The sequence below is a fragment of the Claveliimonas bilis genome, assembly GCF_020892095.1.
GTDB classification, from domain to species: Bacteria; Bacillota; Clostridia; order Lachnospirales; family Lachnospiraceae; genus Claveliimonas; species Claveliimonas bilis.
Genome location: NZ_AP024845.1, coordinates 1,309,964 through 1,328,254, shown reverse-complemented (window position 1 = coordinate 1,328,254; position 18,291 = coordinate 1,309,964). Strand labels below are relative to the sequence as shown.

The 18,291-nt window shown below is 42.2% G+C and carries 17 protein-coding genes and 1 tRNA gene; 15 read left to right on the top strand and 3 right to left on the bottom strand.

Annotation, left to right across the window (positions count from 1 at the left end; translation table 11 throughout):
• Positions 1-97 precede the first annotated feature (97 nt).
• From glgB to EUBC25_RS06525, 5 genes are all read left to right on the top strand, one after another.
• A complete protein-coding gene (gene glgB, locus EUBC25_RS06545) occupies positions 98-2,008 on the top strand; it encodes a 1,4-alpha-glucan branching protein GlgB (RefSeq protein ID WP_230107362.1) in 1,911 nt (636 codons plus the stop codon).
• Positions 2,009-2,117: 109 nt separating this feature from the next.
• Positions 2,118-2,801, top strand: a complete 684-nt coding sequence (trmB, locus tag EUBC25_RS06540; RefSeq protein WP_230107361.1) for a tRNA (guanosine(46)-N7)-methyltransferase TrmB — start codon at positions 2,118-2,120, stop codon at positions 2,799-2,801.
• Between the two features lie 35 nt (positions 2,802-2,836).
• On the top strand, positions 2,837-2,974 hold the full coding sequence (locus EUBC25_RS06535) for a hypothetical protein (protein ID WP_230107360.1): 138 nt from the start codon (positions 2,837-2,839) through the stop codon (positions 2,972-2,974).
• Between the two features lie 19 nt (positions 2,975-2,993).
• Positions 2,994-3,308, top strand: a complete 315-nt coding sequence (locus EUBC25_RS06530) for a thioredoxin family protein (protein ID WP_230107359.1) — start codon at positions 2,994-2,996, stop codon at positions 3,306-3,308.
• A 168-nt stretch (positions 3,309-3,476) separates the two neighbouring features.
• Positions 3,477-4,727 carry a DUF1002 domain-containing protein gene (locus EUBC25_RS06525; RefSeq protein WP_230107358.1) on the top strand — a complete coding sequence of 417 codons (1,251 nt, stop codon included), beginning with the start codon at positions 3,477-3,479 and terminating at the stop codon, positions 4,725-4,727.
• Between the two features lie 113 nt (positions 4,728-4,840).
• Here EUBC25_RS06525 and EUBC25_RS06520 read toward each other — a convergent pair whose 3' ends face one another.
• Positions 4,841-5,344, bottom strand: coding sequence for a DUF6512 family protein (locus tag EUBC25_RS06520; RefSeq protein WP_230107357.1), 504 nt, complete (start codon positions 5,342-5,344; stop codon positions 4,841-4,843).
• Between the two features lie 292 nt (positions 5,345-5,636).
• Between EUBC25_RS06520 and EUBC25_RS06515 the strand changes: the two genes are divergently transcribed.
• The 3 genes from EUBC25_RS06515 (at position 5,637) to EUBC25_RS06505 (ending at position 7,581) form a co-directional block, all read left to right on the top strand.
• Positions 5,637-5,709: transfer RNA gene (locus tag EUBC25_RS06515), tRNA-Lys, on the top strand.
• A gap of 85 nt (positions 5,710-5,794) precedes the next feature.
• Positions 5,795-6,457: an energy-coupled thiamine transporter ThiT gene (locus tag EUBC25_RS06510; RefSeq protein ID WP_230107356.1), complete on the top strand. Its 663-nt coding sequence runs from the start codon at positions 5,795-5,797 to the stop codon at positions 6,455-6,457.
• Positions 6,454-7,581 carry a hypothetical protein gene (locus EUBC25_RS06505; RefSeq protein ID WP_230107355.1) on the top strand — a complete coding sequence of 376 codons (1,128 nt, stop codon included), beginning with the start codon at positions 6,454-6,456 and terminating at the stop codon, positions 7,579-7,581. The genes EUBC25_RS06510 and EUBC25_RS06505 overlap by 4 nt, the downstream gene beginning before the upstream one ends.
• Before the next feature lie 167 nt (positions 7,582-7,748).
• On the opposite strand, the gene EUBC25_RS06500 is transcribed toward EUBC25_RS06505, so the two are convergent.
• Entirely contained in the window at positions 7,749-8,363 is a 615-nt protein-coding gene (locus EUBC25_RS06500; protein ID WP_230107354.1) for a TetR/AcrR family transcriptional regulator, read from the bottom strand.
• Positions 8,364-8,622: 259 nt separating this feature from the next.
• On the opposite strand from EUBC25_RS06500, the gene EUBC25_RS06495 reads away from it, so the two are divergent.
• A complete protein-coding gene (locus EUBC25_RS06495) occupies positions 8,623-10,716 on the top strand; it encodes an efflux RND transporter permease subunit (RefSeq protein WP_230107563.1) in 2,094 nt (697 codons plus the stop codon).
• A 6-nt stretch (positions 10,717-10,722) separates the two neighbouring features.
• Entirely contained in the window at positions 10,723-13,365 is a 2,643-nt protein-coding gene (locus EUBC25_RS06490; protein ID WP_230107353.1) for a coiled-coil domain-containing protein, read from the top strand.
• 30 nt (positions 13,366-13,395) lie between these two features.
• Here EUBC25_RS06490 and EUBC25_RS15090 read toward each other — a convergent pair whose 3' ends face one another.
• Positions 13,396-13,569, bottom strand: coding sequence for a helix-turn-helix domain-containing protein (locus EUBC25_RS15090; RefSeq protein ID WP_416386671.1), 174 nt, complete (start codon positions 13,567-13,569; stop codon positions 13,396-13,398).
• Positions 13,570-14,891: 1,322 nt separating this feature from the next.
• Between EUBC25_RS15090 and EUBC25_RS06485 the strand changes: the two genes are divergently transcribed.
• From EUBC25_RS06485 to EUBC25_RS06465, 5 genes are all read left to right on the top strand, one after another.
• Positions 14,892-15,518 carry a TetR/AcrR family transcriptional regulator gene (locus EUBC25_RS06485; protein ID WP_230107352.1) on the top strand — a complete coding sequence of 209 codons (627 nt, stop codon included), beginning with the start codon at positions 14,892-14,894 and terminating at the stop codon, positions 15,516-15,518.
• Positions 15,515-16,399, top strand: a complete 885-nt coding sequence (locus tag EUBC25_RS06480) for an ABC transporter ATP-binding protein (RefSeq protein WP_230107351.1) — start codon at positions 15,515-15,517, stop codon at positions 16,397-16,399. Before EUBC25_RS06485 ends, EUBC25_RS06480 begins: the two co-directional genes overlap by 4 nt.
• Entirely contained in the window at positions 16,396-17,193 is a 798-nt protein-coding gene (locus EUBC25_RS06475) for an ABC transporter permease subunit (RefSeq protein ID WP_230107350.1), read from the top strand. Before EUBC25_RS06480 ends, EUBC25_RS06475 begins: the two co-directional genes overlap by 4 nt.
• A gap of 24 nt (positions 17,194-17,217) precedes the next feature.
• Positions 17,218-17,835: a GNAT family N-acetyltransferase gene (locus tag EUBC25_RS06470; protein WP_230107349.1), complete on the top strand. Its 618-nt coding sequence runs from the start codon at positions 17,218-17,220 to the stop codon at positions 17,833-17,835.
• 153 nt (positions 17,836-17,988) lie between these two features.
• Positions 17,989-18,132, top strand: coding sequence for a hypothetical protein (locus EUBC25_RS06465; RefSeq protein ID WP_230107348.1), 144 nt, complete (start codon positions 17,989-17,991; stop codon positions 18,130-18,132).
• The last annotated feature ends 159 nt before the right edge of the window (positions 18,133-18,291 follow it).

Genomic DNA, 18,291 nt, shown 5'->3' with positions numbered 1-18,291 from the left:
AAGAGTTTTGGCGATGTATTTTGTCAAAACTCTTTCTTTTTGACAGGTAATAAAGTATAATGAAGCTATCACAAATTTAAGACGAGAGGGTGGGCTTATGGGAAAAACAAAGACCGTAAAACCATATGAGATCGGAGAACTGGATCATTATCTCTTTGGACAGGGGAACCATTATGAGATATATAAGAAGTTGGGGGCGCATCGGGTAAAGAACGGAAAAAAAGAAGGGATATATTTTGCAGTCTGGGCTCCCCATGCGGAAGGAGTCTCAGTGGTCGGAGATTTTAATAACTGGGATGAATCAGCCAATGTCATGGAAAGAGGAGAACCACTGGGGATTTATACCTGTTTTATACCGGATGTGCCGGAGTATGCTTTATACAAATATTGTATCAAGACATATAAAGGGGAATATATTTACAAGGCAGATCCTTTTGCAAATTATGCAGAGCTTCGTCCGGGAACTGCCTCCAGAATTATTGATATCAGCGATATTTCCTGGTCGGATCAGGCGTGGATGGAGCAGAGAAAGGCATGGAAGCATACAGAACAGCCTATGTCGATTTATGAGGTCCACATCGGCTCATGGAAAAAGCATCCTGACGATGAGGACGGTTTTTATAATTACCGGGAATTTGCGCGTGAGATTACGAAGTATGTTAAGGATATGGGATATACCCATATTGAGATTATGGGCATTGCCGAGCATCCCTTTGACGGTTCCTGGGGATATCAGGTGACAGGATATTTTGCTCCTACCTCCCGGTACGGAACACCTCAGGATTTTGCCTGGATGGTGAATTATCTTCATAAAAATAAGATTGGGGTTATTCTTGACTGGGTACCGGCTCATTTTCCAAGAGATGCCCATGGCCTTGCGGACTTTGACGGTACGCCGACTTATGAATATGCGGATCCCAGGAAAGGGGAACATCCCGACTGGGGGACAAAGATTTTTGATTATGGAAAAAATGAGGTGCAGAATTTCCTGATCGCAAACGCATTGTTCTGGATAGAAGATTTTCATGTTGACGGTCTGCGGGTTGACGCAGTTGCTTCTATGCTTTATCTGGATTACGGAAAACGCGACGGGGAATGGGTACCGAATAAATACGGCGGAAATAAAAATCTGGAAGCTATCGGATTTTTCAAACATCTCAATTCTGTTGTGCTGGGAAGGAACCCGGGAGCGCTGATGATCGCTGAAGAATCCACGGCCTGGCCCAAGGTGACGGGAAGTGTGGAGGATGACGGTCTGGGCTTCAGCCTGAAATGGAACATGGGATGGATGCATGATTTTACAGAGTATATGAAGTTGGATCCCTATTTCCGTAAAGGGGCTCATAACTTGATGACATTTGCCATGAGTTATGCATACAGCGAAAAGTATATTCTTGTATTGTCTCATGATGAGGTTGTGCATTTGAAGTGTTCTATGATCAATAAGATGCCGGGACTTGGATTTGATAAATATGCAAATCTGAAGGTCGGATATGCTTTTATGATGGGACATGCCGGTAAGAAACTGTTGTTTATGGGACAGGAATTTGCACAGCTTCGGGAATGGAGTGAGAAGAGGGAACTGGACTGGTTTCTTCTGGAGGAGCCGGAGCACCAGTATATACAGAACTGGATGAGAGATCTTCTGCATTTATATAAACGAAACAAGGCCATGTATGAACAGGATGATACGTGGGAAGGATTTGAGTGGGTAAATGCAGATGATGGAGACAGAAGCATTTACAGCTTTATCCGTCATTCCAAAGGAAATAAGAAAAATCTGCTTTTTGTGTGCAATTTTACACCTATGGCAAGAGATGATTATCGTGTAGGCGTTCCAAGAAGAAAGCAGTATAAGCTGATCTTGAACAGTGATGATAAAAAGTATGGCGGAACAGGCGAGGAAAGACCACAGATCTATAAGGCGAAAAAGGGGGAATGCGACGGAAGGCCGTATTCGTTTGCCTATAAGCTTCCGCCATATGGAGTGGCTGTGTTTGAGTTTTAAAGAATATCAATAAATCTTGTTCGGGCGGAGAAATACAGACCGTAAAAGGGAGGTTTATTTCTCCGCCTGAATTTTGCTGTTTGATAAAAGGGAAAGGAAAAGAAGAGAAATGCGCCTTAGAAATATACCAAGAGCAGATCGGATTTTGAGTGAGCACCAAAAGGTAATTAAAAATGAAGCGGAGAAAAAAGGAAAATGGAGCATGGTCTTTGAAAATGAGCATCCGGTCTATGTAGAGATAGGGATGGGGAAAGGACAGTTTTTAACAACATTAGCGGAAAAGAATCCGGATAAAAATTATATCGGGATTGAGCGCTATTCCAGTGTTCTGCTAAGAGCAGTAGAGCGTCTTGATGCTATAGAGGAGAAACAGGGCGTGAAGCTGGAAAATATCCGCTTTATCTGTATGGATGCAGCAGATGTGCCGGATGTGTTCGAAGAAGAAGAGGTGGCGGGAATTTATTTGAATTTTTCAGACCCATGGCCTAAAAAACGTCATGCAAGAAGAAGGCTGACTTCAAGGGAATTTCTGAAAAGGTATGAAAAAATACTCGATGAAGATGGGGTGGTGGAATTTAAGACGGATAATCAGGAGCTGTTTCAATTTTCCCTGGAGCAGGCTAAAGAGGCTGGATGGAACTTAAAAGCCATAAGCTGGGATCTTCACCACGATAAAGAAATGTGCCGGGGCAATGTGATGACGGAATATGAAGAAAAGTTTTCTTCACAGGGCAATCCTATCTGTAAGATGACTGCAGCGCCGTCAGTCAAGGATAAAGGGATCTCTGCATAATATATAGAGAAAACAAAAAAGGGAGCCTTAGGCATATGGGACGAAGAAAATCTGGACGAAGAATGTCAAAGCTGTACTGCAGGCTGTACTGGATAAGAAAGAAAAGTCCCATGATCGACTGCCTGCATAAATCTTTGGATGAAGTATACCGGATATTAAATTCCAAATGCTGACCGGCTGGAAAGGAAAGAGATGCTGCATTTGACAGAGGGAAATTTCCAGGCTGAAGTAAATCAGGCAAAGTTTCCGGTGGTGGTTATGTTTTATGCTTCCTGGTGTCCAAAATGTGCAATGACGAAGCCAGTGGCAGAGGATATAGAGAAACGGTACCGGAAAAAAGTGAAATTTTGTGAAGTGGAAATTGAGGAATGTCCGAATTTGGCGGTGAAATATGGAGCGGATATTGTTCCGACTCTTGTAATGTTCAAAAACGGGACTGTAAAAGCAAGAATGCAGGGAACAGTAGGAGAAAATATATTGGAAAAGAGAGTCAGGGAGCTGCTTTAGGGCGGCTCCTTCGTTTTTTTTCATCTAATTTTAAGAAAACTTTCATGTACTTTTTGGAATAAGTGTGTTATATTGGTGACGGTAAAACATACCCTTTTGGATAAGGGTGGAGCCGTTTATCAAAAATAATTAAAAAGGGAGACAAGGTATTAACCGAAAGCTATGAAAATGAAAAAAATTTTGCCAATTCTTATGGCAGCAGTTATGACAACGTCAATGGTACCAATGACGGCTGGAGCAGTTGATACAGCTGACAGCAGCCAGGGAACAGAGGATACTGCATCGCAAAATACAGAAACGGGAAGCGATGCCGCAGCAAATGGAGCTTCCGGAACCGCAGGGGAGGCAGAAGGCTCAGGAGCAACAACGGACGGAACAACTTCATCAGATGGAACTGTGGGAACAGAGGATGGAACCACATCGGATACTGCAGGAGAAACAGAAGGAACAGATGGGGCTGCAGGAGCAGAAGAAACAACAGGCGAGGATTCTACTGCAGAAGAGACTACAGATGAAACGACAGAAGAAACAGAAGACGGCCAGACGGATAGTGAGAAAGTTGTTACTCTGGGAGAGAATCTTACAGAAGAACAAAGAGCATCCATGTATGAATATTTTGGGACTTCAGCGGATGAAGTAAAAACTATTGTTGTTACTCATGCAGACGAAGTACAGTATATGCAGGGCATTGCTACTGACGAGCAGATCGGACCTACAACTAACAGCTGTGCCTATGTAGAGCCTACAGATTCCGGAGGAATCAAAGTAAAAACGGCAAATCTTAATTATGTGACCAGTGCTATGATCGCAAGTACGCTGACAACAGCAGGTATGGAAAACTGTAATGTTATTGCAGCTTGTCCTTTTGAAGTTTCCGGAACCGGAGCGCTGACGGGAATTATCATGGCATATGAACAGGCAAGCGGCGAGAATCTGGACGAAGGCCAAAAAGAAGCTGCTATGGAAGAACTTGTCACAACCGGAGAGATTGCGGACAGTGTTGGACAGGAGAAAGCAACGGAAGTGATAAAAGACGTGAAGACAGAAGTGCTGGATCAGGGCCTGACAGATGAACAGGAGATTGGTGAGGCGGTTGACAACATTGCACAGGAAAACGAAGTTACTTTGACAGATGATCAGAGACAGCAGATTGTCAGCCTTATGGAAAAAATTTCCCAGTATGATTATGATGTGAATGCGCTGAAAGATACGCTCGATAACCTTACAGCAGATGATGGAGCGCTGGCAAACATATGGAATTCAGTAAAGAGTTTCTTTGTCGGATCTGATGATGGTATTTTAAGCGAAACAAACGATGAGGCACTTGGCTCCGATGTCATTACTGACAGTACGGTGAATGAAAGCGGATTTAAAGACGGGCTTCTGACAAGGATCAAGAATTTCTTTACAGGGGAATAATAGTTAATTGACATACAAATTGACACGTAACACTTTTGAAAAATGTTACGTGTCAATTTGCGTTAAACGGTGTGCTTTTTTGCGGAAAGCCCTGTGTAAAACTGCGTTTGCTGCTATTGCGGAGGCAGAAACAGGCCGATTTCCGGAGGACAGCACGAAAAAAAGAAGAATAAAAGTGCAGAAAGGAACCAACAGAAAAAAATTTTCATCGGATCGGCGCGCCGGAAACGGGGAAATAAGTTGCTGGAGGCAATATAACAAAGGCAGATTCCTGTAAAATAAATCAGGATATCCAGAAGCAAAATACTCCGACCGGCAATAAAAGTATAGAGATAAAATAGTACTGTAATGGCAGCCATGGCAAAGATCACGCCGACAAAGCGGGAAGCAAACAGCATGGAAGGATTCGGCCGTCGAAGGGAATATTCCGCTATGGTCAGAAACAATACGGGGAAAAAGACCAGCTTCAGATGTTCCCAGACAGATTCATTTACTGGAACGATCAGGGCCAGAAAAGGATTATAATCGGAAAATTCGTAGAGAAAATGACAGATGCTGCCAAGTATAAAAGTCCATAAAATATATGTAAAATCGCGGCGATGATATAAACGGTACAAATTTTTGCTCCTTTCCGGTTTTGTATAGGCCTGTCCCACCGGCAAGAGGATGGCAGAACTGGAATAGTCCGGTCTTACGGACTAAAAAAAGTATATGTAACTTTCAGGAAAAAAGAACCGGATATCCGTAAATTTCGGACGACGGATTTTGCAGAGCTTGAGGAACTTTTCGTCTGCTAATGACTAAGAGCTATGGAAAATGAAAAAAATAGAAAAAACTACTTGCATTGTGTCTGAAACTATTATATAATATTCCTTGCGTTAAGGAAGTCTTAACAAAATAATGAGATATGCGCGATTAGCTCAGCTGGCAGAGCACCTGACTCTTAATCAGGGTGTCCAGGGTTCGAACCCCTGATCGCGCATTTAAAAATCACTGTTTTTGCGGACATTGTGAGCTGCGGGGACGGTGGTTTTTTTGTACAGGAAAGAGCGGAGGAAAAAGAGATTATGGGAAATTTTTTGGTAAATAGTGAAGGCTATCTGACGGGAGCAGGATATGTGGCGGCGGTGATTGCGGGAATCCTGCTTCTGGCTGCGGGTGTATATTTTGCCAGAAGGGGAAAACAGGGGAGAAGGATCAGTACAAAACAGCTTGCCTTCTGCGGAATGGCAATGGCGCTCGCTTTTCTTACTTCATATATTAAAATTTTTCAGTTGCCATGGGGCGGAAGTGTTACTTTATGCAGTATGCTTTTCATTGTACTGATCGGAAACTGGTATGGGGTAAGGACGGGCATTTTCGTGGGATGTGCTTATGGAATCCTGCAGTTTCTTCAGGAACCGTATGTGTTGTCGTTGTTCCAGGTATGCTGTGATTATTGGTTTGCCTTTGCCGCCATGGGAATAGCAGGATTTTTTATGCGTTCGAAAAATGGTCTTTTGAAGGGATATGTTGCAGCAGTTCTGGCACGTGGCGCTTTTCATTCTCTGGGCGGTTATCTGTACTGGATGGACTATATGCCGGAAAATTTTCCACAGGCTTTGAAGAGCCTGTATCCGATCTTATATAATTATAGTTACATTTTAGCGGAAGCAATACTCACAATTATCATTATTTCTATACCGGCAGTAGCAAAGAGCCTGAACCGGATAAAACAGTTAGCGCAATGAAAAGAAAAAAGCAAGAAAAAGAGAAAAAACGGGGGAGATGGAAACGACGGGTTCTTTTTATCTGTGTGCTTGTCTTTCTGATCCCTACAGGATACTATGGTATTGATTTTGTTTATCGGGGGCAGACCGAGCCGCAGGTATCTGCTGTTCAGACAAGCACAGACGGCGCTGTCTATTCCCTGGGAGAATTTAAGGAACGTCTGAAACCTTACAGAGGACTGTATGAAGAAGCTGTCGAAAAACATAAAGATGAAACGGACAGCGGCACCTATGTGATTCCGGGACTGAAGGCAACTATGACAGTGCGGGGAAACAGAGACAGGAAAGCGTCTGTATGCGGCGGCATGACGCCTCAGGGGATTACGGTGTCAGATAAATACCTGTTCATCAGTGCATATTGCCATACCAAAACCCATAATTCAGTCATTTATATGATAGACAAGGAAACTCACGAGTTCCTGAAAGAGCTTGTCCTTCCCAATAAAGCCCATGTGGGCAGTCTGGCCTACGATGATGAATATCACAATCTTTGGGTGTGTGGGAGCAGGAACGGAGTGGCACAGGTGAACGCGATCTCGGCAGAAGAAATAGAAGCCTATCATTTTACGGAAGAATACAGGCCGATCCGGTTCCTTCATGTAAACAATATTTTGGATATTCCCCGGAGTTCCTTCATGACATATGATCATTCCTATCTGTATGTAGGTTATTATTCGACAAAAGGAAACGGAATGATTAAAAAGTATGAGCTCCAGGATGATGGAAATATTCAAAGTGTCCGGGTGGAATATGACGGACAGCACAGTCGTCAGGGAGTTGCAGATGAGGATGATTTGGAAATTTCCCGATATGCACAGGGAATGACCTTCCTTGGAGATATGCTCTTTCTTTCCTATTCTATGGGAATTACACCTTCCCGTTTGGCCGCTTACCAGGTATCAGACGGAATACGGGATTATACAGATGAGATGGCTTTGCAGGACATCCGCCTTCCCCGTATGCTGGAACAGATCTGTATGGACGGCGGCACCATGTATCTGCTTTTTGAATCAGGTGCGTATGCCTATAGAGGACTGCCGGGAATGGCAGTTGACAGGGTGCTGAAGATAGATATTCTGGAATGACATTGGGAAAAAGGTATCCTGCACAGGAGAGAAAGCAGCAGAACCGGTATGAGGAAACAAGGGTTCATTATATAGAAGAATAAGACGCCAATAGAAACGGCCGTATACAGAAAATCCCTGCAAGGGTTTGCTGTATACGGCTTATTTTTTTGCCTTTGATAAGTACATCAGGCGGAAGGCGTCTCGTCTGTATATACGATAATAATATGTCGGAGCGTTTCATGTAAATAGGGGAGGTACTCCTCAATGGACACAGGTTGATTGTGGAGGATGCAGTTATAACTTGTAGCTCCGATCAGCTCGATTATGGTAAAAAGCATCAGCTCAGGAGATTTACATTTTATATGATACTTTTCCATGGACTGCAGATAATGATCATAGAAGTCCTGAGATGCCATAAATTCTGTGCTGGAAAAAGTGTGTTTGAAAATACCCCATGATAAATTTTTGGCAACAAATTCCATCAGGGAATGCTGGCGGCAGAAACAATCAATGATATAGTCTGTAATAAACAGAAGTTCTTCTTCGAAGCTATTTATACTGTTTTTTTCAAGTTCCTGGCAGGCATTGTCGAATAACTGCCCGGCTTTGTAGGCAATGACCCGGTTTCTGAGGTCATATTTGTCCTCAAAATACAGGTAGAAAGTACCTTTCGCGAGTCCGGCATGGTTGACAATATCCGATATGGTTGTTTTGGAAAAGCCTTTTTCTGTAAATAGTTGGAAAGCCGAGGAGAGCAGAGCATCTTTTTTTCTCTTTTTATTATCATCAATTTTACCCATTTGTGTACCTCAATCCTTTGTTGTCTCAAACAGCCCTGCGGAATCAGTGCCGCGCTGATCTGTCTGAAGTGTTACTTATATTATGTAAGAAAAGCGCAGGAAAGTCAATAAATGACCAAAATTCATTTTTTAGCTCGAAAATATTGACTATTAGTCATTTTTTAATTATACTTAGGGCTGTGACAGCTGTACAAAATAAGCTGCTTTAGAAAAATATGCAGTGAAACGAAAAGTTAAATAGGAAAAGGGGTTGATACTGGTGGTGAAAGTCGGCAAATGGATTGCTAGACACAGAAAACTTATTCTACTTTTGGGAGTGCTTCTGGCAATTCCTGCTGTGGTCGGGATGGGAATGACCCGGGTGAATTATGATCTGCTTAGCTATCTTCCGGAACACCTGGAAACTGTCAAAGGGCAGGACATTCTCGTAGATGAATACGGGATGGGTGCATTTTCTATGGTGGTTGTAGAAGATATGGAATTGAAAGATGTACAGAAGATGGAAGAAAAATTCAGCAAAGTTCCTCATGTAAAAGATGTGCTGTGGTATGATGACGCCGCAGATCTTAGCTTTCCGGTGGAAATGGTTCCTGAAGAGATGAGGGAAACATTTTTTCGGGGAGATGCAACGATGATGCTGGCGCTTTTTGACAATACTACCTCTTCGGACGAGGCTATGGATGCAATCACACAGATGAGGGAAATTGCAGATAAACGGTGCTTTATCAGCGGTATGACGGGAGTGGTCACAGATATTAAAAACCTGTGCCTTCAGGAGCTTCCGGTCTATGTGGTAATTGCAGTACTTTTGTGCCTTTTAGTGCTGGAGCTGACATCAGCGTCCTTCCTGGTGCCGGTGCTGTTTCTGGTAAGTATTGGTTTTGCAGTTCTTTATAATATGGGAACCAATATTTTTTTGGGAGAAATCTCCTATGTCACACAATCCTTGACAGCAATACTGCAGCTTGGGGTCACGATGGATTATTCTATTTTCCTGTTAAACAGTTATGAGGAAAATAAAAGAAGATTCCCGGGAGAAAAAGAGCGTGCCATGGGGCATGCCATTGCCAATACCTTTAAATCTGTAATGGCAAGTTCTGTAACAACGATTGCCGGATTTGCTGCGCTTTGTTTTATGACGTTTGCCCTGGGGAGGGATCTGGGGATTGTCATGGGGAAAGGCGTCATTATGGGAGTGATCTGTTGTGTTACAGTGCTTCCGGCGCTGATCCTTACATTCGACAGAGGAATCGAAAAGACTTCCCACAAACTTTTGATTCCCAGTATGGATCATTTTTCCGGATTTATCACAAAGCATTACAAAGCGTGGATCGTGTTGTTTCTATTGCTGCTCGCTCCGGCGATTTACGGAAACAGCAATACTCATATCTATTATAATATTGCACAGTCACTGCCGGCATCCCTTCCCAGCAATGTTGCCAATGAAAAATTATCAGAAGATTTTGACATGGCAAATATGCATCTGATTCTTATGGATAAAGATATGGATGAGGTGAAGAAGCAGAAAATGCTGGAAGAAGTTGGAGAGGTAGAAGGGGTGAAATGGACTCTTTGTCAAAATTCACTGATCGGGCCTTCTGTGCCAGACTCTATGATTCCACAGGAAATCAGAGAAATGTTAAAAAGTGAACACTGCGAGCTGGCGTTTGTATGTTCGGAATACGGTTCCGCGACAGATAAAGTCAATGCTCAGATTGCCCGGATTGATACCATTGTAAAGTCATATGACGAAAATATTATGGTGATTGGTGAGGCGCCGCTGATGAAAGATCTTCAGGATGTGACAGATGTGGATCTCAAAATGGTAAATACTGTGTCTGTCGCGGCAATTTTTCTGATCATTATGCTGACGTTCAAATCTATTTCAATCCCGGTTATTCTTGTAGCTGTAATTGAATTTGCAATTGCTGTCAATATGGCAATTCCATATTATCAGGGCATCAGCCTGCCTTTTGTAGCAAGCATTGTGATCGGAACAATACAGCTTGGCGCGACAGTGGATTATGCGATTCTCATGACGAGCCGATACCAGAAGGAACGACAGAGGGGACGGACTAAGAAAGAAGCCATTGATATAGCGCACAGAGTCAGTATGGTATCCATAGTCAGCAGCGGGTTCAGTTTTTTTGCGGCTACCTTCGGAGTTGCGATTTATTCTAATGTAGATATGATCGGCTCAATATGTACGCTTCTGGCGAGGGGAGCTCTAATCAGTATGTGTGTAGTGATTTTGCTGCTTCCGGCAATGTTTATGATATTTGATAAAGTAATCTGTAAGACATCAGTCGGGTTTGCCATAGAGGATAAGAAATATTGTATAGAAAGGATGTAGATTCATATGAACAGAAACAGAAAAAAAGTGGCAGTTTCCATTGCGGCAGGAATGTCGGCGGTGATGTGTGTGATGCCGGTCAACGCAGCGGCAGAAAGTGAGATCAGTAAGGATGAAACAGTATATGTCAATGCAGACGCCAGTGGAAAACAGACAAAAGTGACCGTATCAGACTGGCTTAAGGGAATCGAGAACTCAGGAAGCCTTTCGGATGTCAGTTCTTTGGATGAGGTGAAAAATGTAAAAGGAGAAGAAACATTTACAAAAAACGGAAGTGAGATAGTATGGAATGCGGAAGGAGAAGATATTTACTATCAGGGAACAGCAAAACAGGATCTTCCGGTTTCTGTAGAATTGACATATTATCTGGACGGGAAAGAGATGAAGCCGGAAGAATTAAAAGGAAAAAACGGACACCTGGAAATACGGATCGATTACAGGAATTATGAAAAACGAAAAGTTTCTGTAAATGGAAAAGAAGAGGAGGTATATAGTCCCTTCGTTATGATGACAGGGCTTGTTCTTCCGAATGAAACATTTTCTAATGTGGTAATCGATAATGGAAAGGTGATCAATGATGGAAACCGGAATATTGTAATTGGATTTGCTATGCCGGGACTTAAGGAGAGCCTGGATCTTGAGATGAAAGAAGCCGAGGATTTGGCACTTACGATCCCGGAGACTTTGAATATTTCCGCAGATGTGGAAGACTTTTCTATGTCGCCTGCTTTTACAATAGGATTGACAGACCTTTTGGAGGATATTCACACCGAGGACATTACAGATTTTGATTCCCTGCAGGCTTCGATAGATGAACTGGAAAATGCAGCCCTGGAACTTACAGACGGTTCCCGGCAGCTCTCCGCCGGGGCAGATACTCTCGGAAGCAGTTATGAAGAGTTTGACGAGGGGATTCAGGCACTTAAAAGTGGAATTGAGATTTTAGATGAAGGGGCCGGAGCGCTTGCACTTGGTGTAGATCAATATACAGAAGGCGTGGATGTGCTGAATGGCAGTATTCAAAAGTACCTGGGAGTAAATGGCGAGTTGTCCGGGACAGTGACGGAATATGTCAATGGGGTTAATACAATTGCACTGGGGGCCCGGGAGTATACAGAAGGCGCGGACGCGTTGGCTGAAGGAGTGACCGCCTATATAAAGGGAGAACAGCAGCTTTCGGAAAGGGCGGAAAATCTTTCGAAGCTGGGAGATGGACTTGAACAAGTAAAGACAGCAGCGGCACAGCTTGCTGCCAGTGTGGATGGAGAGGGAAGTTCCGGTGAAGATATCCTGGCAGCATCAGAGGAACTTGCAAAAGAAACCGGCAGACTTCGGGAAGTACTCTCTGAAGATGCAGTAAACAATCTACTGATTCAAGTGGATCATATGATAAAAGCAAGCCGTGAGCTGGCGAATGCTTCAGAAGGACTGGAAACAGAACTGCAGGAAGAGATGATATATCCGGCGGAAAATATTGCGGCTGCGTTGGAAGATATTTCCGGGCAGCTTGAAACAATGGATTCGCAGCTGTCCTGTTTGGAAGCGGATTGTATAGACCAGGTCAGACAGATCAACAATACGGTAGCATTGAATAATGAAAAAATTGCCAGTGCGAAAAATGCGGCGGAGCAGAGCGTTTCTTCCATCGAGACCACGATAGGTAAGTTGGAACAGGAGGCCAATTGCCTGGAGCAGGAAGGACAGGACGGAACCGCGGAAGAGGTCCGTCAGGTGATCACTGACCTTGATCATGCGAAGAATGCGGCAGAGAACTTAAGTGGAATGGAGAACTTGAACACTGTTCAGGAACCGGACTTTTCACAGATAGATATCTCGGGAATTTCGAAAACAATTGGCAGTATCGAATCTGACCTAAATACTTTTGAAACGGCCGCAGGAAAGCTTCCGGGAGAGATGGAGGATCTTAAGGGGGGACTTGATGAGATCAGCAGTGTAAAAGAGCAGCTTCCCGAAGAAGATCTGAAAGATCTGGGGAGCCGGGTGGAAACTTTAGAGAAAGGCATGCGTGGGCTGAACGGAGCAGTAGAAAGTTTGTCAGGAGAAATGGAACAATTAAAGGATTCATCAGAAGAACTGGGAGAGGCCTCGCAAGGAATTGACAGTCTTCTGGATGGATTTGACAAGTTGAACGGTTTTAATGACAGCTTACGAAATGGAGCAGATCAGATAAAAAACAGCAGTCCTTCCATTGCAGCTGGGATAGAGACCATGTCAGGAGGAACGAATAGATTGGCAGCCGGATTGGATACTCTGGGAACACAGATGGCGCAAGGAAGTGCCGGTCTTTCTGGAAGAAGCGGTTCATTAAGAAACGGAGCGTTCTCTCTTGCATCAGGAACAAAAGAGTTGACCAAGGGAGGGAGCTCTCTACAGTTGGGAAGTGCACAGGTGAAAGGAGGGATCTCCCGGCTCCAGTCTGGTGCCGGAGCTCTTTCAGCGGGTATGGCACAGTTGGAGGAAGAAGGAACGTCCCGGATCCAGAAAGCAGTAAAAGAAGAATTGCAGGGAGTGTTGGACCGCCTGGAGGCTTTGTCTTCTGAAACGTGCCGTTATGATACATTTAGCGGAAAAGATTCTTCTATGGATGGAACAGTAAAATTTGTTATTGAAACGGAAGGAATTGAATAGACGGATCAAAGGGAACAGCTTCCGGCAGTTTTATAAATGTTCCGGTGTTTTTCGGCGAAACTGCGAGGGGGACATTCCGGTTGCGTGTTTGAATGCCTGCCGGAAGTTGTTTGGTTTTTCTATTCCGATTTTTTCAGCAATTTCCTGAACTTGATATTTTGTCGATGAAAGCAGGATTTTTGCCCGTTCTATGCGCAGTTCCATATGGAAGATGTCCAGGATCAGTTTGTAGATCTGGCCAGTGGACAAACAAAAGAAATGAAAGCCCAGATTGATCCGGAGTTATAAAGGCCTGTTATCTGGACCAACATTTGACAACGGGATCTCCAAGTGTTGTGATTGACCGTGAATTTGCAATTCTCAGATTGTCAGACCTTGCTGATGCGGTACACCTTTACGGATGCAAGTTCTGCATTCGGTAGTGATTATTGGAACTCTCTGGTAAGAAAAGGAGCAGACAGCGAAAACCCGTTAACCTTAAAGGCTAACGGGTTTCGTTGTTGTTATAGTTATCTAAAGGAATGAGAGTAAAGTGTGACGCCAGAAGTTGCAAAGTCTGGCGCGTTACTTTGTGAGGGGGAAAGATAGTTGTTATCAACTATCTGATTCATAGTATAAAGAATAAATGTGTCAAAAGTATGATAGAATCCTAAAAGAAAACGAAAATTTCTTAACTCCGAATTAAGAAAGTATTGATTTTGTATTTTCGGTGAAAAAGGAAGTCTTGTGTGACTCATCCTTGGGATTCTTTTTGAGTGGTTGACATTTTGATTATTTTTGATATAATACACTTAACAAGGGAACCGATAGCTAGCTGAAATCTAGCCACCTCGGTAATTATGTTTCATAAAATAACGCTACACTTTTCCGGGTGAGGGCGTTATTTTTTGTTATGCTTATTGACGGTCATAACAAAGGTGATAACAGCAACCAGCATAATAACAAAAGTAAATAAATCGCTGTATGTTACGTACATAAGCACCAGCCCCTTTCTCTTATGAGTAGGTGGCTACATATCGCCCCATCGGTTCCCTGGGTAAATACATTATGTAGAGTTTATATGATCCTATTTTATCAGACGAAATAGATTATGACAACTAAAAATAGAAAAATTATGTTAATATAAAAAGAAATGGGATACAGACAGCGAAAACCCACTGACCTTTCGGCCGGTGGGTTTTCGTTGTCGTTATAGTTATCTAAAGGAATGAGAGAGTAAAGTATGGCGTCGGGAGATTGCGGATCCTGACGCGTTACTTTATGAGGGGGAGATAGTTGATGTGTTCTTCAACTATCTGACTCTTATTATAAAGGGAAAATATGTCAAAAGTATGAGGAGAAAATAAAAGAAAACGAAATATTCTTAAGCCGGGTTTAAGATTTCCTAAACTGCTGCTTATCTCATGGAATATTTGGAAAGATGACTATAAAGAGGTGACAGGAGGGGTTGAAAAAAATAGTCAATGAATTACAATAAAAATGAGTTGACGATATAAAGAAAATATGGCCGGTAAAGGAGCAGAAGTATGGATAACTACGGAAAATTTTCAGAGCTTCCAGAAGAAAAGCAATTGAAAATTATCAATGCCGGATTGGAATTATTTGGGAAATGCGGATATAAAAATGCAAATACAGAGGATATAGCTCATAAAGCCGGGATATCTAAGGGATTGCTATTTTATTATTTCAAAAACAAAGAGAAGTTCTATTTATACTTATGTGAATTTTGTGAAGGTTTAATGCAGAAGGCGATAGACGAAAAGGAATTTTCCGGAATAACAGATTTCTTTCAGCTTTTGGAATATGGCGCAAAGGTGAAAGCGGATATTGTGATACAATACCCCTTTATTACAGATTTCTGTTTTGAATGCTTTTTATCAGCATGTGATAGAGTGGAGAACGCTTCCAACAGATATGTAAGTGAAAGGATGGCAGCCGGTTTCGATACGTATTTTCAGAAGATTGATTTTACACCATTTAAAGAAACTGTTGATCCAAAGAAGATCTATCAAATGCTAATCTGGCTCTCGGAAGGATATCTCTTGGAGAAGCGGCGAATGAATCTTCCGGTTTCTTTTGAGGATATGCTAAGAGAATTTGATCAATGGAAAGAAATGCTGCGCAAAATAAGCTACAAGGAGAATTATTTATGAGCGTGATAGATATTAAGAATCTTACAAAAGATTATGGGGATCAAAAAGGTGTTTTCAATATTTCTTTTTTTGCCAATGAAGGGGAGACAGTTGGGTTTCTGGGGGCGAATGGAGCAGGTAAAACAACGACGATCAGACATCTGATGGGGTTTATTAAGCCTGACAGAGGATGTTCGGAAATTTTTGGTATGGATTGTTTTCGGCGGGCGGCTGATATTCAGAAAAGGATTGGGTATCTTCCGGGAGAAATTGCCTTTATGGATCACATGTCCGGGATGGACTTTATTCGTTTTATGGCGGAAATGAAGCAAATGAAAGATTTAACTTATGCCGGCGAGCTGATCGATTATCTGGAGCTTGATCCTAAGGTAAAATTGAAAAAAATGTCAAAAGGAATGAAACAAAAAATTGCTTTGGTAGTTGCGTTCATGCAGGATGCACCGGTTTTGATCCTCGATGAACCTACAAGCGGCCTTGATCCACTTATGCAAAATAAGTTTGTGGAGCTGATAAAGGAAGAGAGAAGGAAAGGGAAAACGATTCTGATGTCCTCACATATTTTTAAAGAAATTGAAAATACATGTGACAGGATTATTATGATAAAGAATGGAAAAATAGTCGCTGACGAAAATATGGAGAAAATCCGGACAGGAAGAAGCAAGCATTATGAGATTACATTTTCGGATGAACGAAGTGCAAAAATGTTCCAGGGAAAATATCCGGGCAGTAAAAGGAGCTGCAATACAGTATGTTTTTTAATGAAAGGAAATACGATGGAGCTGTTGCGTGAATTGAATCGATATGAGGTGGAGGATATCAATGCCAGACACCAGACATTGGAAGAAGTATTTTTGCAGTATTACGGAGGGGAACGGGTATGAGTATGCCGCTTTTGAAAATGGGGATAAAGTCGAACGGCAGGCTGTTGCTTTTGTTTATGGGTATTATCACAATATATGCAGGTGTCATTACGGCGATGTATGATCCGGAACTAGGAGAAGGGATCAATGCTATGGCAGAAAGTATGCCGGAGCTTTTTGCGGCATTTGGAATGCAGAATCCGGGAATTACTTTGCTGGATTTTACTATTAACTATCTGTACGGTTTTATTCTGATCGTCATTCCATTTATATATACGATGATCATGTGTTATAAGCTGGCAGCGCAATATATAGATAAAGGTTCAATGGCTTATTTGCTGAACACACATTACAGCCGGAAGAAAATCTTAGTGACACAGGGGTTTGTTCTGTTGTTGGGTATCCTGCTGCTGGTTGTGTATGCATCTGTTTTGGTGATAGTATTCAGCGCTTTGATGTACGAAGGAGAGCTTGAGGTTTCGGAATTTCTTGTTTTAAATGCAGGACTGCTATTTTTGGAGTTTTTTTTGGCGGCCCTTGGTTTTCTGACTGCATGTATGTTTAATGAACTGAAATATTCTGTCGGTATTGGGGCGGGACTTGGCCTAATCTTTGTTCTTATACAGATGCTCTCCCAGGTAAATGATAAGGTGAATTTTCTAAAATATTTCACGCCTTTAAGCTTGTTTATGCCGGAAGAAATCGTACAATATGAACCAGAGGCGTTAGCTGGAGTCGGGATATTATTTGTGTTGACGTTTTGTCTTTTTACAGTTTCTGTGGCAGGATTTGAAAAGAGGGATCTGCCGCTTTAAATACAAACGGATGGAGGAATCAAAATGAAACATACAGTGATTGTCCGTATGGCATGCCTGGAAGATGCGCCGGAAATATTGGAGATTTACAGGCCATATGTAGAGAAAACGGCTATTACGTTTGAATATGAAGTGCCTGATCTGGAGGAATTTCGACAAAGGATGACAAATATTCTTCGGGAACACCCTTATCTTGTAGCGGAAGAAGACGGTGAAATAATCGGCTATGCCTACACGGGAAACTTTGTGGGGAGAGAGGCCTACAGCTGGTCGGCAGAGACAACGATCTACATAAAAGAGGGCCAGAGAAAGAACGGTGTAGGAAGAAAGCTGTATCAGGCATTGGAAGATGCTTCCAGACTTAGAAATATTCGAAATCTCAATGCCTGTATCGGATATCCGGAGGAAGAGGACGAATATCTGACAAAGAACAGCGCTTCTTTCCATGAGCATTTGGGATATAAACTTGTGGGAAAATTCCATAACAGCGGTTTTAAATTCGGCAGATGGTACCATATGATATGGATGGAAAAGATGATCGGAGATCATGAAGGAGATCCGGGACCGGTGATCCCTTTCCCGGAGATTTCTGCAGAAGTGCTGAAAGAAATTGGAATAGAAAAACAGAAGCTCCCTTCATAGGATAACCTGTGAAGGGAGCCTGTAGTTATAGTTATTTAAAAGGAATGAGAGTAAAGTTTGCATCGAAGGGCGAACCCTTCGATGCATTTACTTTATGAGGGGGGAGATAGTTGATGTGTTTTCAACTATCTGGTTTTATTATAAGAGGAAAATGTGTCTAAAATGTTTTCAGAATCTAAAAGAAAACAAAATTTTATTAAAAACATCTTAACTGGAAAAAGAAAATCTGGAAAAACCAGGATGGAAAGAAAAAGTAAAACTGACGAAATGAGACAAAAAAGAGAAATGTGGTTGTAGATATGATACAAAGGCAAAATTGCTGAAATATAAAAGAGTTGTAAAAAAGATACAAAAAAATAGAAAATAAAAGAAGATTATTGTGCAAAAATAGTCTTGAAAAAAATCTCAAATAGAAAAGGCGGAAGAAAAAAAGAAAAAACACATAATTTTGACAAA

Bases quoted from the DNA above. Each gene is read 5' to 3' on its own strand.
- glgB (WP_230107362.1), top strand. From the start codon at position 98: ATGGGAAAAACAAAGACCGTAAAACCATATGAGATCGGAGAACTGGAT.
- trmB (WP_230107361.1), top strand. From the start codon at position 2,118: ATGCGCCTTAGAAATATACCAAGAGCAGATCGGATTTTGAGTGAGCAC.
- EUBC25_RS06535 (WP_230107360.1), top strand. From the start codon at position 2,837: ATGGGACGAAGAAAATCTGGACGAAGAATGTCAAAGCTGTACTGCAGG.
- EUBC25_RS06530 (WP_230107359.1), top strand. From the start codon at position 2,994: ATGCTGCATTTGACAGAGGGAAATTTCCAGGCTGAAGTAAATCAGGCA.
- EUBC25_RS06525 (WP_230107358.1), top strand. From the start codon at position 3,477: ATGAAAAAAATTTTGCCAATTCTTATGGCAGCAGTTATGACAACGTCA.
- EUBC25_RS06510 (WP_230107356.1), top strand. From the start codon at position 5,795: ATGGGAAATTTTTTGGTAAATAGTGAAGGCTATCTGACGGGAGCAGGA.
- EUBC25_RS06505 (WP_230107355.1), top strand. From the start codon at position 6,454: ATGAAAAGAAAAAAGCAAGAAAAAGAGAAAAAACGGGGGAGATGGAAA.
- EUBC25_RS06500 (WP_230107354.1), bottom strand. From the start codon at position 8,363: ATGGGTAAAATTGATGATAATAAAAAGAGAAAAAAAGATGCTCTGCTC.
- EUBC25_RS06490 (WP_230107353.1), top strand. From the start codon at position 10,723: ATGAACAGAAACAGAAAAAAAGTGGCAGTTTCCATTGCGGCAGGAATG.
- EUBC25_RS15090 (WP_416386671.1), bottom strand. From the start codon at position 13,569: ATGGAACTGCGCATAGAACGGGCAAAAATCCTGCTTTCATCGACAAAA.
- EUBC25_RS06485 (WP_230107352.1), top strand. From the start codon at position 14,892: ATGGATAACTACGGAAAATTTTCAGAGCTTCCAGAAGAAAAGCAATTG.
- EUBC25_RS06480 (WP_230107351.1), top strand. From the start codon at position 15,515: ATGAGCGTGATAGATATTAAGAATCTTACAAAAGATTATGGGGATCAA.
- EUBC25_RS06475 (WP_230107350.1), top strand. From the start codon at position 16,396: ATGAGTATGCCGCTTTTGAAAATGGGGATAAAGTCGAACGGCAGGCTG.
- EUBC25_RS06470 (WP_230107349.1), top strand. From the start codon at position 17,218: ATGAAACATACAGTGATTGTCCGTATGGCATGCCTGGAAGATGCGCCG.